Annotated in this window: 17 protein-coding genes and 1 tRNA gene; 11 read left to right on the top strand and 7 right to left on the bottom strand. The window is 65.3% G+C overall.

Going from position 1 to position 13,555, the window contains the following annotated elements; translation table 11 throughout:
* Nucleotide 1: 1 nt before the first annotated feature.
* The 5 genes from rapZ to VWN43_RS03325 all read left to right on the top strand — a co-directional run bounded on the left by rapZ (nt 2) and on the right by VWN43_RS03325 (nt 3,510).
* A complete protein-coding gene (gene rapZ, locus VWN43_RS03345; RefSeq protein WP_320180666.1) occupies nt 2–898 on the top strand; it encodes an RNase adapter RapZ in 897 nt (298 codons plus the stop codon).
* A 71-nt stretch (nt 899–969) separates the two neighbouring features.
* A complete protein-coding gene (locus VWN43_RS03340) occupies nt 970–1,395 on the top strand; it encodes a PTS sugar transporter subunit IIA (RefSeq protein WP_253517932.1) in 426 nt (141 codons plus the stop codon).
* The gene (locus VWN43_RS03335) at nt 1,392–1,670 is read left to right on the top strand and encodes an HPr family phosphocarrier protein (protein WP_320180667.1); all 279 of its coding nucleotides are present in this window, start codon (nt 1,392–1,394) and stop codon (nt 1,668–1,670) included. Before VWN43_RS03340 ends, VWN43_RS03335 begins: the two co-directional genes overlap by 4 nt.
* A 1-nt stretch (nt 1,671) precedes the next feature.
* Entirely contained in the window at nt 1,672–2,475 is an 804-nt protein-coding gene (locus VWN43_RS03330) for a TrmH family RNA methyltransferase (RefSeq protein WP_320180668.1), read from the top strand.
* A gap of 72 nt (nt 2,476–2,547) precedes the next feature.
* The gene (locus VWN43_RS03325) at nt 2,548–3,510 is read left to right on the top strand and encodes an acyltransferase family protein (protein ID WP_320180669.1); all 963 of its coding nucleotides are present in this window, start codon (nt 2,548–2,550) and stop codon (nt 3,508–3,510) included.
* A 13-nt stretch (nt 3,511–3,523) separates the two neighbouring features.
* On the opposite strand, the gene VWN43_RS03320 is transcribed toward VWN43_RS03325, so the two are convergent.
* From VWN43_RS03320 to recR, 3 genes are all read right to left on the bottom strand, one after another.
* Nucleotides 3,524–4,975 (bottom strand): DNA recombination protein RmuC, encoded by a 1,452-nt coding sequence (locus VWN43_RS03320; protein WP_320180670.1) that lies wholly within the window; start codon nt 4,973–4,975, stop codon nt 3,524–3,526.
* A 164-nt stretch (nt 4,976–5,139) separates the two neighbouring features.
* Nucleotides 5,140–5,706, bottom strand: a complete 567-nt coding sequence (locus VWN43_RS03315) for a peptide deformylase (RefSeq protein WP_320180671.1) — start codon at nt 5,704–5,706, stop codon at nt 5,140–5,142.
* A 200-nt stretch (nt 5,707–5,906) separates the two neighbouring features.
* The gene (gene recR, locus VWN43_RS03310; RefSeq protein WP_253517967.1) at nt 5,907–6,503 is read right to left on the bottom strand and encodes a recombination mediator RecR; all 597 of its coding nucleotides are present in this window, start codon (nt 6,501–6,503) and stop codon (nt 5,907–5,909) included.
* A 52-nt stretch (nt 6,504–6,555) separates the two neighbouring features.
* Here recR and fmt point away from each other — a divergent pair, with 52 nt between their 5' ends.
* From fmt to VWN43_RS03295, 3 genes are all read left to right on the top strand, one after another.
* Nucleotides 6,556–7,464: a methionyl-tRNA formyltransferase gene (gene fmt, locus VWN43_RS03305; protein ID WP_253517970.1), complete on the top strand. Its 909-nt coding sequence runs from the start codon at nt 6,556–6,558 to the stop codon at nt 7,462–7,464.
* Between the two features lie 121 nt (nt 7,465–7,585).
* Nucleotides 7,586–8,347, top strand: a complete 762-nt coding sequence (gene truA, locus VWN43_RS03300; protein WP_320180672.1) for a tRNA pseudouridine(38-40) synthase TruA — start codon at nt 7,586–7,588, stop codon at nt 8,345–8,347.
* An 81-nt stretch (nt 8,348–8,428) separates the two neighbouring features.
* The gene (locus VWN43_RS03295; RefSeq protein WP_320180673.1) at nt 8,429–9,541 is read left to right on the top strand and encodes a zinc-binding dehydrogenase; all 1,113 of its coding nucleotides are present in this window, start codon (nt 8,429–8,431) and stop codon (nt 9,539–9,541) included.
* 152 nt (nt 9,542–9,693) lie between these two features.
* Here VWN43_RS03295 and VWN43_RS03290 read toward each other — a convergent pair whose 3' ends face one another.
* Nucleotides 9,694–10,029 carry a hypothetical protein gene (locus VWN43_RS03290; protein WP_330768111.1) on the bottom strand — a complete coding sequence of 112 codons (336 nt, stop codon included), beginning with the start codon at nt 10,027–10,029 and terminating at the stop codon, nt 9,694–9,696.
* Between the two features lie 13 nt (nt 10,030–10,042).
* Nucleotides 10,043–10,669 (bottom strand): asparaginase domain-containing protein, encoded by a 627-nt coding sequence (locus VWN43_RS03285; protein WP_330768110.1) that lies wholly within the window; start codon nt 10,667–10,669, stop codon nt 10,043–10,045.
* An 89-nt stretch (nt 10,670–10,758) separates the two neighbouring features.
* Between VWN43_RS03285 and VWN43_RS03280 the strand changes: the two genes are divergently transcribed.
* Nucleotides 10,759–10,834 (top strand) — tRNA-Val (locus VWN43_RS03280).
* Nucleotides 10,835–10,959: 125 nt separating this feature from the next.
* Here the strand turns inward: VWN43_RS03280 and VWN43_RS03275 are convergent.
* Together VWN43_RS03275 and VWN43_RS03270 are read right to left on the bottom strand one after the other, a co-directional pair.
* A complete protein-coding gene (locus VWN43_RS03275; protein WP_320180675.1) occupies nt 10,960–11,307 on the bottom strand; it encodes a hypothetical protein in 348 nt (115 codons plus the stop codon).
* A gap of 29 nt (nt 11,308–11,336) precedes the next feature.
* Nucleotides 11,337–11,912, bottom strand: coding sequence for a TlpA family protein disulfide reductase (locus VWN43_RS03270; RefSeq protein WP_320180676.1), 576 nt, complete (start codon nt 11,910–11,912; stop codon nt 11,337–11,339).
* A 37-nt stretch (nt 11,913–11,949) separates the two neighbouring features.
* On the opposite strand from VWN43_RS03270, the gene argH reads away from it, so the two are divergent.
* Nucleotides 11,950–13,287, top strand: a complete 1,338-nt coding sequence (argH, locus tag VWN43_RS03265; RefSeq protein ID WP_320180677.1) for an argininosuccinate lyase — start codon at nt 11,950–11,952, stop codon at nt 13,285–13,287.
* A complete protein-coding gene (locus VWN43_RS03260; protein WP_320180678.1) occupies nt 13,287–13,523 on the top strand; it encodes a hypothetical protein in 237 nt (78 codons plus the stop codon). Before argH ends, VWN43_RS03260 begins: the two co-directional genes overlap by 1 nt.
* Nucleotides 13,524–13,555: the final 32 nt, after the last annotated feature.

The raw sequence follows: 13,555 nt of genomic DNA, 5'->3' as shown, positions 1-13,555 counted from the left end.
CATGGCTGATGATTCGCCCCCTTCGCAGCGCATCCTGCTCGTCACCGGACTGTCCGGCGCGGGCAAGTCGACCGCGCTGCAAGTGCTCGAAGATCTCGGCTGGGAAACGATCGACAATTTCCCCATTCGCCTGCTGGGCGGATTGGTCGGGGGAAGCGATGCGAACACCCGCCTTGCGATCGGTTTCGATTCGCGCACCCGCGGCTTCGTGCCGCAAGAGATCATCGCACTGTGCAAGCAATTCGAAGCGCGCGACGATATCGAACTGACCACGGTGTTCATCGATTGCACCAGTGCCGAGCTCGAGCGGCGCTATAACGAGACGCGGCGGCCGCATCCGATGGCGCGCGGGCGCACCGCGCTCGACGGGATCAAGGCCGAGCGCGAATTGCTCGACCCGCTGCGCCGCTGGTCGGATACCGTCATCGACACATCCGATTACGCGGCCAACCAATTGCAGCAGGTGGTGCGCGAACGCTTCGCCGAGAATGCCGAACCGGGGATGAGCGTGACCGTGTCCAGCTTCGGCTTCGCGCGGGGCATGCCGCCAGTCGCCGATTTGATGTTCGACATGCGCTTTCTCGACAATCCACACTGGATCGAGGGGCTGCGCGAACAGACCGGGCTCGATGAAGCAGTCGGCACGCATATCTCCGCCGATCCCGCCTTCGACCCCGCTTTCGAAAAGATCACCGACCTGCTGCTCGAGGTCATGCCGCGCTACGCCGCGCAGGGCCGCAGCTATCTCAACATCGCCTTCGGCTGTACCGGAGGGAGACACCGCTCGGTCTATAGCGCGGAACGTGCCGCCGAGGTCTTGCGTGAGGCCGGATTTTCGCCCACGGTCATTCACCGTAACCTTGGTTCGCGTCCCGCCGATCCGCTCGAGCGCCGCTAGACCCGGGGGCAAGGAATGATTAAGCGCCACGCTGGCATATTCTTCGGGCATCGCAACGGAACTGAAGCTGCATGATCGGCATGATCCTCGTCACCCACGGCAAGCTGGCCGAACACTTCATCGATGCGATGGAGCACGTCGTCGGCAAGCAGGAAGCCGTGGCCACCATCTGCATTGGCCCCAATGACGACATGGAGCAGCGCCGCGCCGACATCGCCGACGCGATCAAGGCGGTCGACGATGGCCAGGGTGCGATCATCCTGACCGACCTGTTCGGCGGGACGCCCTCCAACCTCGCCATCTCGCTGCTCGATACGGGCCACATTGAAGTGATCGCCGGGATCAACCTGCCGATGCTGATCCGCCTCGCGGGCGCGCGCAAGAGCATGAATGTGGTCGATGCGGTCAACGCCGCGCAGACCGCCGGACGCAATTACATCACGGTCGCGAGTGAATTCCTCGGCCAGGATATCGCCGGCGCACGGAAAGCCTCTTGAACGAACTGCGCAAGAGCCTTGTGGTAGTCAACCAGCGCGGGCTCCACGCCCGGGCGAGCGCGAAGTTCGTCAATGCGGTGGCCGAACTGCCCGAAGGCTGCAACGTGCGCGTGGCGAAGGGCGAGAACGAAGCTGCCGGCGGGTCGATCCTCGGGCTGATGATGCTCGGCGCGGCCAAAGGCGACACGATCGAGATCGTGGTTGCAGGCGAGGATGCGGATGCGGTGATGGCGCAGCTTTCGGCCATGGTCGAGGATGGCTTCGGGGAGCCCTGACGTGAGCCCGACACGCCGCGAAATCACCGGCTTTTCCAACCCCACGGTCAAGGCGCTGCGCGCGCTGCGCGAAAAGAGACACCGCAAGGCCGCCGGCCGCTTCCTTGCCGAAGGGCTGCGGCTGCTGACCGATGCGCGCGAATGCAGCTATCTGCCCGAAGTGCTGGTGCTATCCGACAGGCGCGAGCCGCACCCGCTGCTGGCCGCGCTCGAAGAGGCGGTCGAAGCCGATGGCGGCGAGATTATCGAAACCACGCCCGACATCCTCTCCAAGATCACCGGCAAGGACAATCCGCAGGCAGTCGCGGGGGTCTTCGCCGAATTCGACACTTCGCTCGCCGCGCTCGACCGCAGCAGCGCCGATATCTGGCTGGTCGCGCAGGCGCTGCGCGATCCGGGCAATCTGGGCACCATGCTGCGCACCGGCGATGCGATCGGTGCGGGCGGCGTGATCCTGCTCGACGATTGCGCCGATCCCTTCAGCGTCGAGGCAGTGCGCGCGAGCATGGGCGCGGTGTTCACGCAGCGCCTTGCGCAGGCGCGGTGGGAGGAATTCGAACCCTGGCTGCGCAGCGGCGCAGGGCAGCTTGTCGCCGCCAGCTTGCGCGATGCGCAGCCCTATCGCGGCGCACCCTATAGCGCACCGTGCTTCGTCATGGTCGGCAATGAAAGCCGCGGCCTGCCCGAACCATACGAGATGGCCTGCGACCTGCGCGTGACCATGCCGATGAAGGGCCGCGCCGATAGTCTCAATGCCGCGGTCGCCGCGGCGGTGCTGGGTTATGAGGTATTGGCCTCGCTCTGAGGGGCGTGCGGCGTCCCGTGGCCGGGCGAAGGGGATGTTAACCACAGTTCCCTATTAGTGGGCCCGACGCCCATGACCTCACCCGATCGCTTTGTCTCCCTCGACGGATTGCGCGGCGTTGCGGCGATCGCGGTCATGCTGTTCCACATTTCGCTGGGGTACATGCCCGGCGGCTATCTGGCGGTCGATTTCTTCTTTTGCCTCAGCGGCTTCGTGATCGCGCTGGCGTTTGGCAAGCGGTTCGCAGACGGACTGTCGTTTCGCGCCTTCGCCAAGGCCCGCTTCGCCCGGCTCTATCCGATGATGTTCATCGGCGGTCTGCTCGGCATTATCCTGCATGGCGGCAATCCCAATATCCTGCTGCTGGTACCCGATTTTCTGGGACTGAGCCTGTTTCCGACCAACCCGCCGTTCTGGTCGCTGCTTGCCGAAGTGCTTGCCAATATCGCCTTCGCGCTGGTGCTCGTCGGGCTTTCGACGCGCAAGCTGGCGCTGGTTGCATTGGTTTCCGGGGTACTGCTCGCCTTCGCGATCCTGTCGGGCCCGTGGCCACGCGAACTGGGCTCGCATTGGAACGGGGCCGGATGGGCGGTCCCGCGTACGCTCTACTCTTTCACTGCGGGCATGCTGATCTATCGCTGGCATGCGCAGGCAGCGCCGGTACGGCGTATCACCCGGCTTGCGTTGCTGCTGCCAGCCGCGCTGCTTGCCCTGACCTATTTCGGCGGACCCGACCGCGCGCTGTGGGACACCGCCGCGATCCTGTTCGGCCTGCCCGCAATCGTCTGGCTCGGCACGCGAATGGAGATGCCGTTCCAGCCGCTATGGCAGCGGATGGGCGCGCTGTCCTACCCGCTCTATTGCATCCATGTGCCGCTCATCGCGCTGGCCGACGATCCCCTCGTCCGCCTGAGTATCGCGGCGGTGCTGGTACCCGCGGCGCTGGCGCTCGATGCGTGGTACGACAAGCCCGTCCGGACGCTGCTCGCCAGGCGGTTTTCGCAGGCCAAGCCCGCCGCCATGCCCGCCCCTTAGATACGGGGGTGCCCTACTCTGCTGCTTCGCGCCCGTCGGCGATCTGCGCGGCATCTTCGGCGTTGTAGCGTGGCGTTCCCTCGACCAGCGGGACGTCGGGAATCTCTGCCTTGCCGATCTCCACTCCCTTTTCCGCCATTCGGCGTCCCGACGACAGCACATTGCGCTCGAAGCTGCCGACGAATTTGTTGTAATTGTTCACTGCGCTTTCCAGTCCGCCGCCCACGCGCTTGAGATGCTCAGACGCGGCGCGAAGCCGATCATACAATTCAGCCCCCATTGCGCCGATCTCACGTGCTTCGTCAGCCATTTTGTCCTGCCGCCAGACCTGCGCCACGGTGCGCGCGATGGCGACGAGGTTGGTCGGCGTGGCCAGCAACACCTTGTTGCGAAAGGCGAAGTCCCACAATTCGGGATCGTGTTCGAGCGCGGCGGCGACAAAATGCTCGCCCGGAACGAACATGACGACATAGTCGGGCGTGTCGTCGAACTGGCTCTGGTAGCTTTTCGAACCCAGCGTCTGGACATGCCCGCGCATCGATTTCGCATGCAGGTCGAGATGCCGGATGCGTTCGTTCTCGTCATCGGCCTCGAACGCGGCCTGATAGGCGTTCAGGGAAACCTTGGCGTCGATCACCAGCTTCTTCTGGCCCGGCACATGGACCACCGCATCGGGGCGCAGCCGCCCTTCGTCGGTCTCGATCGAATGTTCGAGAATGAAATCGGTGTGTTCGGACAGGCCGCATTGTTCGAGCACGTTCTGCAGCGCGCGCTCGCCCCAGCGGCCGCGCGCCTTTGGCGCGTTGGTGAGGCTGTTGCCGAGCCGCTGCGCCTCGCGCCGGACCTCTTCCTGGCCCAGCCGCATCTGCTCGATCTGCGCTGCGAGCGAGGAGAACGCATTGGTGCGCTTTTCCTCCAGCGCGGCGACCTGGTCCTCGTATTTCTTGAGCCGGTCGCCCACCGGCTGCAGCAATTCGCGGATCTTCGCTTCGGAGGTTTTCTCCGAATGCCCCAGCCGCTCGGTCGCGCGTTCGAGAAAGGCATCCTGCGCCTTGGTCAGCACCGCCGAACCGGTGTTCTGGAATTCCTTAAGCATTTCCTCCCGCGCTTCGATCAGCAGGCGTTTCTGCTCTTCGAAATTGGCGGTCTTTTCCTTCAGCGTCGCAAGCTCGGCGCTGAGCGCCCCGTTATTGCGGCGCATTTCATCTAGCACCGCCTCGTGCTGGCGGCGCGTTTCGCGCAATTCGCCGTCGAGCGCGTCGGCCCGCTCCGCCCGGACCGTGGCATTTTCCAGGTCGACGATCGCCTTGCGGAACTTCGCGTCGAGTTCCTTGGCCTCCGCATCGCGCTCGCCGTGGCGCGCCTGCCAGTCCTTGACCGGCGCGGAGCCGAGACGGTGACCGAGGAAATATCCCAGCGCGAGGCCGAGGACGAGCACGATGATGGCGATGAGGGTCGGATCCATGGCGCGACCCTACGCAGAACGGAGCGGGAACGCTAGGTGCACATTGCCACAATCAACACATGCGTCGCCCCTGCGCAGGCAGGGCCCCAGATAACTTCGCGAAAGAAACCCAACTCAGCTGGATCCCCGCCTGCGCGGGGATGACGCAATTCTGAGGGAGGTCCTTACGCCGCTTCGCGCAGCTTCTTTAGCTTCTTGAGCGCCATGTTGCGTTTGAGACGGCTGAGGTGGTCGATGAACAGGATGCCTTCGAGATGGTCCATCTCGTGCTGGATGCAGGTGGCCATCAGGCCTTCCATGTCCTCTTCATGCGTTTCGCCCTCGAGGTCCTGATAACGCACGCGGCAGGCCGCCGGACGGTCGACATCGGCGAAGATGTCGGGGACCGAGAGGCAGCCTTCCTGGTAGCTGGCGAGGTCTTCCGCGGGATCGAGGATTTCGGGGTTGATGAACACCCGCGGTTCCTTCTTCGTCGGATAGTGGACGTGTTCGTGCCCGTCGTGATTGCACGGTTCGGGTTCCGCATCCTCGTCCTCGGGCTGGAGGTCGATCACCAGCACGCGCTTGGGCACGCCGACCTGGATCGCGGCAAGGCCGATACCGGGCGCGGCATACATGGTTTCGAACATGTCGGAGACGAGTTCGTTCAGCTCGTCGCCGAATTCGGTGACGGGTTCGGACACGGTTTTGAGCCGGGGATCCGGCACTTCGAGGATTTCACGGATAGCCATGGGTTGCCAGATAGTCGCGCCATGCGGATTCTTCAATTGTTCGTTGCGTGCGCGCCGGACTTCCGTCCGGCTCTTGCTGTACCATCCCACGCCCCCTCCCGCCTCCCCATAGAATACCGGGCCGTGGGTGGCCGGGAGGGGGCGTGGGATGGCACAGCCGCAAGGGAAGCGCGGAGGCGCTTCCCGCACGCATCAAAAACCTACCCCAGCGGCCGCCGCGCGCGTAGCGCCTGTGCAAGCGTGCCTTCGTCGAGATAGTCGAGTTCGCCGCCGACCGGCAGGCCGTGGGCGAGCTGCGTGATGCGCACGGGATGCTCCTCGAGCCGTTCGGCGAGGTAATGCGCGGTCGTCTGCCCTTCGAGCGTGGCGTTCATCGCCAGCACCACTTCGTCCACCCCGCCCGCCTCCACGCGCGCCAGCAATTGCGCGATATTGAGGTCTTCGGGCCGCACGCCGTCGAGCGCGGACAGCTTGCCGCCGAGCACGTGGTACTTCCCGGTGAACAGCTTCGCGCGGTCGAGCGCCCACAGGTCGGCGACATCCTCGACCACGCAGAGCGATTTCAGATCGCGCCGCGGATCGGCGCAGATCCCGCACGGGTTGGTGGTGTCGACATTGCCGCAGGTGTCGCATTCGACCAGCGCTTCGCCCACCGTGGCGAGCGCTTCGAGCAGTGCGGGCAGCGCGCTTTCGCGGCGCTTGACCAGCCACAGCACCGCGCGCCGGGCGCTGCGCGGTCCGAGCCCGGGCAGGCGCGCCAGTGCGGCGGCGAGGGTTTCGATCTCTTGCGATGCCATGGGGCGACAGATAGGGGCCGCAGCCAAACAGAGAAAGGCCAACCGCCCAATCATGCGCATAATCTTCATGGGAACGCCCGATTTCGCAGTGCCGACGCTGCAGGCTCTGGTCGATGCGGCGCATGAGGTCGTCTGCGTCTACACCCAGCCGCCGCGTCCGGGTGGCCGCCGCGGGAAGGAACTGACCCCCACCCCGGTGCACCAGCGCGCCAGCGATCTGGGGATCGAGGTCCGCCATCCCAAATCGCTGAGATCGGCCGAAGAGCAGCAAGCCTTCGCCGCACTCCACGCCGATGTCGCAGTGGTCGCTGCCTATGGCTTGATCCTGCCGCAGGCGGTGCTCGATGCGCCCGAACATGGCTGCCTCAACGTGCATGCCTCGATCCTGCCGCGCTGGCGCGGTGCGGCGCCGATCCACCGCTCGGTGATGGCGGGCGACAAGGTGACCGGCGTCACGATCATGCAGATGGAGGCCGGGCTCGATACCGGCCCGATGCTGGCGATGGCGCGCACCCCGATTGAGGGCAAGACCACCGGCGAGCTTACCGGGGAACTGGCCGAACTCGGCGCGCAACTGATGGTCGGCACCTTGCGCGACCTCAATATCCATGTGCCGATCGCGCAGGACGATGCCGATGCGACCTATGCCGCCAAGATCGACAAGGCCGAGGCGCGGATCGACTGGGACCGTCCGGCGGTGGAGGTGGTTCGGCACGCCCATGGCCTGTCGCCCTTTCCGGGAGCCTGGTTCGAACTCGATGGCCAGCGGGTGAAGCTGCTGCGCGCCGAGGTGGTCGAGGGGTCGGGCGCGCCTGGCGAAGTGCTCGACGAGCGGCTGGCGATCGCATGCAGCGAGGGAGCGATCCGTCCGCTCGAACTGCAACGCGCGGGCAAGCCGAAGATGGACCTGGACACCTTCCTGCGCGGCAACGCGGTGGCCAAGGGTGTCGTTCTCGAATGACTGCCGACCCTGTCCGTCACCCCCACAAAGGCGGGGCCCCAGATACCCTCTCGCCTGCCGCGATCGTCGGCTGGATTCCCGCCTGCGCGGGAATGACGGGTGTGGGGAGTGTGGGCCGCCGATGACCCGTTTCGCGCTTACTCTCGAATTCGACGGGACACCCTTCTTCGGCCTGCAGCGGCAGAAAGACGGGCCGAGCGTCCAGCAGGCGGTCGAGGAAGCGGCGTTTCGCGTGCTGGGTGAGGAGGTGCGGCTGCACAGCGCCGGCCGGACCGATGCAGGCGTGCACGCGATCGCGATGCGCAGCCATCTGGATGCCGAAAAGGACATCAAGCCTTACCGCCTGATGGAGGCGCTCAATGCGCACCTCCGCCCCGATCCCGTCGCGGTGACGCATTGCGCGATCGTCCCCGACGACTGGCATGCGCGCTTTTCCTGCACCGGGCGGTCCTATGTCTACCGGATTGCCAACCGCCGCGCGCCGCTGACGCTGGAACGCGGCCGCCTGTGGCAGGTGCCGCAGGAACTCGACGCACAGGCCATGCACCGCGCGGCGCAGGCGCTGGTCGGGCTGCATGATTTCACCACTTTCCGCTCGGTCCATTGCCAGTCCGACAGCCCGGTGAAAACGCTCGACCGGCTTGATGTCGAGCAGGTGGCGACGCCGATGGGCACGGAAGTCCGCGTTCACGCTGAAGCGCGCAGCTTCCTCCATCACCAGGTCCGCTCGATGGTCGGCTGCCTTGCGCTGGTCGGCATGGGCCGCTGGCCCGAAGAGCGCATGGCCGAAGCGCTGGCCGCGCGCGACCGGCAGGAATTGGGATTGAACGCGCCCCCGCACGGCCTGTATTTCGTATCGGCGAGCTACCCCGCGGATAGTTGACCCAACGTCACCCTAGCCAAGCGCCACGAGCGCGCCTAGCGATAGGCCGGTTAGGTCCAGAATTGAATTGGGAGAATGCAGATGACCACCACCGGAAAGCAGCTTTTCACCACTCTTGAAAGCGACGGTACGCTGACCGTCGAGATCGCGCAGAGCGAATTTCCCGATCCCACCGGTAATCAGGTGCTGGTCAAGATGGAAGCCGCGCCGATCAACCCGTCGGACCTCGCGATCCTGACCGGCGCGGCCGATTTCGAGAACGCCGACTATTCCCCCGGCAAGGTCGTCGCCAAGATGCCCGAGCCGTTCAACTCCGGGCAGAAAGCCCGCCATGGCCAGCGCCTGCCCGCAGGCAACGAAGGCGCAGGCACGGTCATCGCAACCGGCGACAGCGACATGGCCAAGGCGCTGATGGGCCAGCGGGTCGCCTGCGTGCCCGGCACTGCCTACAGCGAATACGCGATTGCCGATGCCGCCATGTGCCTCCCGCTGGGCGATAACAGCGCCGAAGCCGGCGCGTCGAGCTTCGTCAATCCGATGACCGCGCTCGGCTTCGTCGAGAACGCCCGGATGGATGGCCACAAGGCGATCCTGCACACCGTCGGCGCATCCAATCTCGGCCAGATGCTCAACCGCATCTGCCTCGAGGACGGCATGGGCCTCGTCAATATCGTGCGCAAGGACGAGCAGGCCAAGCTGCTCAAGGACCAGGGCGCGACGCATGTCGTGAATTCCTCCGACGACGATTTCCTCGACCAGCTCAAGGCGGCGATCGACGATACCGACGCCTTCTACGGCTTCGATCCGATCGGCGGCGGTAAGATGGTCGACACCTGCTTCAAGGCGATGGAACAGGTCGCGGTCGGCAAGATGACCGAATATTCGCGCTACGGCTCCAACCAGCAGAAGCGGATGTTCATCTATGGCCGCCTCGACTTCGGGCCGACCACGCTGACGCCCAGCTACGGCTTCGGCTGGACGCTCTCGGGCTGGCTGCTGACGCCGTTCCTGCAGACCGCGGGAATGGAAACGGTGATGCGCATGCGCAAGCGCGTGCTCGACAACCTCACCACCACCTTCGCCAGCGGCTACAAGACCAAGGTCGATCTCGAGGGCATGCTGACCAAGGATGCCATCCTCGATTATCGCCAGATGAAGACCGGCGAGAAATATCTCGTGATGCCGCACGGCTGATCTACGAACATGCCCCCTCCTCTTCAGAGGAGGGGCAACGAGACTTGGCAAGCCGCAGGCGAGCCTAGTCGCAGTGGGGTGGTGATAGCGGCAAGCGCGACGCTGGCGCGTCGCCACCACCCCCAACCCCCTCCTCTTAAGAAGAGGGGGCCTTAACGCCCGTCGAAGGCGCGCTGGATGGCGGCGGGATCGCTTTCGCCAGCGGCCAGCAGCAATTGCAGCAGGATGCGCGCCTTTTGCGGGTTGAGCGCACGCGCGGCAACGAAGCCATTGCCGGCATCCTCGGGCTCGCGATCGACCAGCCCTTCGTCGGCCCGGCTCGCCCGGACCACGCAGATGCCGCGCGCGGCCAGCCGTGCCAGTTCCTGCCGAACGCTCTCGGGCATATTGCCCTCGCCCACCCCGGCCACCACGATCCCGCGCGTGCCCTCGGCCAGCTGCCGCGATACCGCGGCCGCATCCAGCCCGGCGTGGGCGTAAAGGATCATCACCTCTGGTAGCTCATCGGACCAGGCGAAGGCCGCGTCGGTCCCGCTGCGCCAGGGCGCGCCGAACCATTCGAGCGAAGCGGGCGTGACCAGTCCGACCGATCTCGCGCGGGAAACCGCGAAACGCCTCGGTCCCGCGGGTACGGACCTTGTAAACATCGCGCGCGCCGAACACGCGGTCGCCCATCACCACCAGCACCCCGCGCCCCGCGGCATCGGGATCGCTCGCCACCCGCACCGCATTGGCGAAATTGCGCAGCCCGTCATAGCCGACCGCATCGGCGGGCCGCATCGCGCCGACCACCACCACGGGCTTGTTCCCCGGCAGCGTCAGGTCGAGCAGGAAAGCGGTTTCTTCCAGCGTATCGGTGCCGTGGGTGACGATGATCCCGTCGCATTCCGGGTTGCTAAGCGCGGCCATCGCGGCGGCATGCAAGGCCTGCCACACCGCTGGCCCGATGTCGGCCGAATCGATATTGGCGATCTGCGTGCCCGACAATTCGGCCTCGAGCCCCAGCCCGCCGACCTTTTCAAGATAATCCTCGATCCCGATCTCGCCCGACCGATAGTCATGCGCGATGGCGGAACCGGCGATCCCGGCAATCGTGCCGCCGGTGGCGAGGACGGTAAGCTTGGTCATGGGCGGGGCGAATAGCGGCCACGCGGCATTCTCGGCAATTGATTTTCAAGGAACAGCCGCTATGTGCGCTTCCACCCCGATGGACAGGGGGGCGCTTAGCTCAGTTGGTAGAGCATCTCGTTTACACCGAGAGGGTCGGCGGTTCGAGCCCGTCAGCGCCCACCATGTCTTGCAATGCAGAAGACTAAGCTCTTCGAGCGTATTCCGAGGCAGACAGTCCAGATCTCGAATAGAAAAGCAGCGAGCGTTGCCCGCTCTAAATTGTTTCCTAAAAGGAACCAAAAAGCGGATTAGCGCATATCCGCCCGCATTCCCGATTGGAACTCATCGACCGTCATGCCGACGCATTCGGCCATGAGGGCGATGAACTCATCGTTGCTTGACGAACCTACCGTATAGACCTGTCGGCGCTTGACCCAAAAATCCTCAAAGCCCTCGTAGGCGCCAAAGGAATTCTTACCGTTGCGCTCGCCAACGACGATCTCACGGCTTTCCGGACAATGGCGAAGGTTGCGAAACTGGACACTCGCTGGGTCCTTCATGTTCTGCGCTGCGACCTCTTTCGCCTCTGCAAACTGGTCGAACGCCCCGCATGCGGTTAGCATCAACAGCCCCGCTAAACTCAGTGCAACCCTCATTTTGCTCCCCTTAGAGCTATAATTCCCAATCATCCCGCGATTGCCGCGTCGATGGCGGCGCGGGCTTCTTCGCCCGACCAGTCGTACTCGCCCTGCACGCGCCAGACTTCCTCCCCCGCCGCATCGTAGAGCACGGTGGTCGGCATCACCCCGCCGCCGAGCGTGAAGCCGAGTTCGTTGTCCGGATCCATCCACGGTTCGAGCCGGGCATAGCCGCCGGTAGCGAAAAAGGGTTCGACCACCGCGGCGCCCTGCATGTCCTGGCTCACCGTCAGCACCCTGAGGCGGCCGTCATATTCGCTGGCCAGCGCGTCGAGCAGCGGCATTTCCTTGACGCAGGGCGCGCACCATGTGGCCCACAGATTGAGCAGCACCGGCGTCCCGCGCAGCGCGGCGAGATCGAGCGTGCGTCCCGTCGGATCACTCACCGTCATCGCGGGCATGGGCGTGCCCGCCTCGCTCGGGTCGATCTGGACGGTTGGCGCGGATGAAGCGCTGCTTTCTTGCACCGCACCGGGTGCGCCCCTATCGCAGCCCGCGACAGCAAGACCGAGGACAAGTGCAAGCGTGAACGACAATCGGGACACGAAAAGCTCCAACAGCATGTGGGGCGGCAGGTTCGCCGAAGGGCCTAGCGCGATCATGCGCGAAATCAACGCCTCGATTCCGTTCGACAAGGCGCTGTGGCGCGAGGATATCGCGGGCAGCCGTGCGCATGTCGCAATGCTGGCCAAGCAGGGCATCGTCTCGCCTGAAGATGCCGCAACGATCGACAGCGGTCTGCAGCAGATCGCGGGGGAATACGAACGCGATGGCGTCCCCGAGGACTGGGATCTCGAAGACATCCACATGACCGTCGAAGCGCGGCTGACCGAGATCGTCGGCGCGGTCGCGGGGCGGCTGCACACCGCGCGCAGCCGCAACGACCAGGTGGCGACCGATTTCCGCATGTGGGTGCGCACCGCCAACCAGCGCGCCATCGCCGGGATCGAAGCGGTGCTGGGGGCGCTCGTGACGCGCGCGGAAGAGCATGCCGACAGCATCATGCCCGGCTTCACGCATTTGCAGACCGCGCAGCCGGTCACGCTGGGCCATCACCTGCTGGCCTATTTCGAAATGCTGATGCGCGACCGTTCGCGCTTTACCGATGCGCTGGCGCGGATGAACGAATGCCCGCTGGGCTCGGCTGCACTGGCGGGGACCGGCTTCGACCTCGACCGCGAGATGACCGCCGAGGCGCTCGACTTCGCGCAGCCCACGCGCAACAGCCTCGATGCCGTGTCGGACCGGGATTTCGCGCTCGATTACCTCATGGCCGCGAGCCAGTGCGCGCTCCACCTCAGCCGTCTGGCGGAGGAATTCATCATCTGGGCCAGCCAGCCCTTCGGCTTCGTCAAACTGCCCGATACGCTGTCGACCGGCAGCTCGATCATGCCGCAAAAGCGCAATCCCGATGCCGCCGAACTGGTGCGCGGGCATGCGGGCCGCGTGATCGGCTGCGCCACCGCGCTGATGGTGACGATGAAAGGCCTGCCGCTCGCCTATTCGAAGGACATGCAGGACGACAAGCCGCCGGTGTTCGAGGCCGCGGGCCTGATCGATCTGAGCCTTGCCGCGATGGCGGGCATGGTCGCCGATAGCGGGTTCGAGACCGCACGCATGCGCAAGGCCGCCGAAGCGGGCCACGCCACCGCGACCGATCTGGCCGACTGGCTGGTGCGGCAGGCGGATATCCCCTTCCGCGAGGCGCACCATATCACCGGCGCCGCGGTCAAGCTGGCGGACGAGCAGGGCGTGGCGCTCGACGGCTTGTCGATTGACGATCTGCAGAAAATCGACAGCCGTATCGATGCGCGCGTGTTCGATGCGCTGTCGGTCGATGCCTCGGTCGCCGCGCGTGCATCCTATGGCGGGACCGCGCCGGTTCGCGTAAGACAGCAGGTAGCCGCGGCGAAACAGCGTCTCGGCATGGAGGTTTGATGCGCAAACGGATCGCCCTTGCCGCTTTCGTGATGCTCGGCGCCTGCGGGCAGAAATCCGCGCTGCAGCCGGTCGAGGGGGCCGCCCTGCCGCCTGCGCCCTATGGCGCGGCGGTGCAGCCGACGGCGGACGAATTGCTCGCGGTCGAACCCACCGCGGCGCCCGACCGCAGCGTGGAACTGCGCACGCGTTCGGAAGAGCGCGAGGATGATCCCTTCGAGCTTCCGCCCGAGTAATTTCAACGCCGCAAGCAAGCCTTGCTCGACAT

It is taken from the genome of Qipengyuania sp. HL-TH1, assembly GCF_036365825.1.
Taxonomy (GTDB): domain Bacteria; phylum Pseudomonadota; class Alphaproteobacteria; order Sphingomonadales; family Sphingomonadaceae; genus Qipengyuania; species Qipengyuania profunda.
The sequence above is the reverse complement of the archived record's forward strand: the minus strand, read 5'-3'. Positions and strand labels throughout refer to the sequence as shown.

Coding starts and splice junctions, on each gene's coding strand:
- VWN43_RS03270 (WP_320180676.1), bottom strand. CDS start 11,912: ATGCTGTTGGAGCTTTTCGTGTCCCGATTGTCGTTCACGCTTGCACTT.
- fmt (WP_253517970.1), top strand. CDS start 6,556: ATGCGCATAATCTTCATGGGAACGCCCGATTTCGCAGTGCCGACGCTG.
- VWN43_RS03320 (WP_320180670.1), bottom strand. CDS start 4,975: ATGGATCCGACCCTCATCGCCATCATCGTGCTCGTCCTCGGCCTCGCG.
- truA (WP_320180672.1), top strand. CDS start 7,586: ATGACCCGTTTCGCGCTTACTCTCGAATTCGACGGGACACCCTTCTTC.
- VWN43_RS03275 (WP_320180675.1), bottom strand. CDS start 11,307: ATGAGGGTTGCACTGAGTTTAGCGGGGCTGTTGATGCTAACCGCATGC.
- VWN43_RS03260 (WP_320180678.1), top strand. CDS start 13,287: ATGCGCAAACGGATCGCCCTTGCCGCTTTCGTGATGCTCGGCGCCTGC.
- VWN43_RS03315 (WP_320180671.1), bottom strand. CDS start 5,706: ATGGCTATCCGTGAAATCCTCGAAGTGCCGGATCCCCGGCTCAAAACC.
- recR (WP_253517967.1), bottom strand. CDS start 6,503: ATGGCATCGCAAGAGATCGAAACCCTCGCCGCCGCACTGGCGCGCCTG.
- rapZ (WP_320180666.1), top strand. CDS start 2: ATGGCTGATGATTCGCCCCCTTCGCAGCGCATCCTGCTCGTCACCGGA.
- VWN43_RS03340 (WP_253517932.1), top strand. CDS start 970: ATGATCGGCATGATCCTCGTCACCCACGGCAAGCTGGCCGAACACTTC.
- VWN43_RS03295 (WP_320180673.1), top strand. CDS start 8,429: ATGACCACCACCGGAAAGCAGCTTTTCACCACTCTTGAAAGCGACGGT.
- VWN43_RS03285 (WP_330768110.1), bottom strand. CDS start 10,669: ATGACCAAGCTTACCGTCCTCGCCACCGGCGGCACGATTGCCGGGATC.
- argH (WP_320180677.1), top strand. CDS start 11,950: ATGCGCGAAATCAACGCCTCGATTCCGTTCGACAAGGCGCTGTGGCGC.
- VWN43_RS03290 (WP_330768111.1), bottom strand. CDS start 10,029: ATGATCCTTTACGCCCACGCCGGGCTGGATGCGGCCGCGGTATCGCGG.
- VWN43_RS03325 (WP_320180669.1), top strand. CDS start 2,548: ATGACCTCACCCGATCGCTTTGTCTCCCTCGACGGATTGCGCGGCGTT.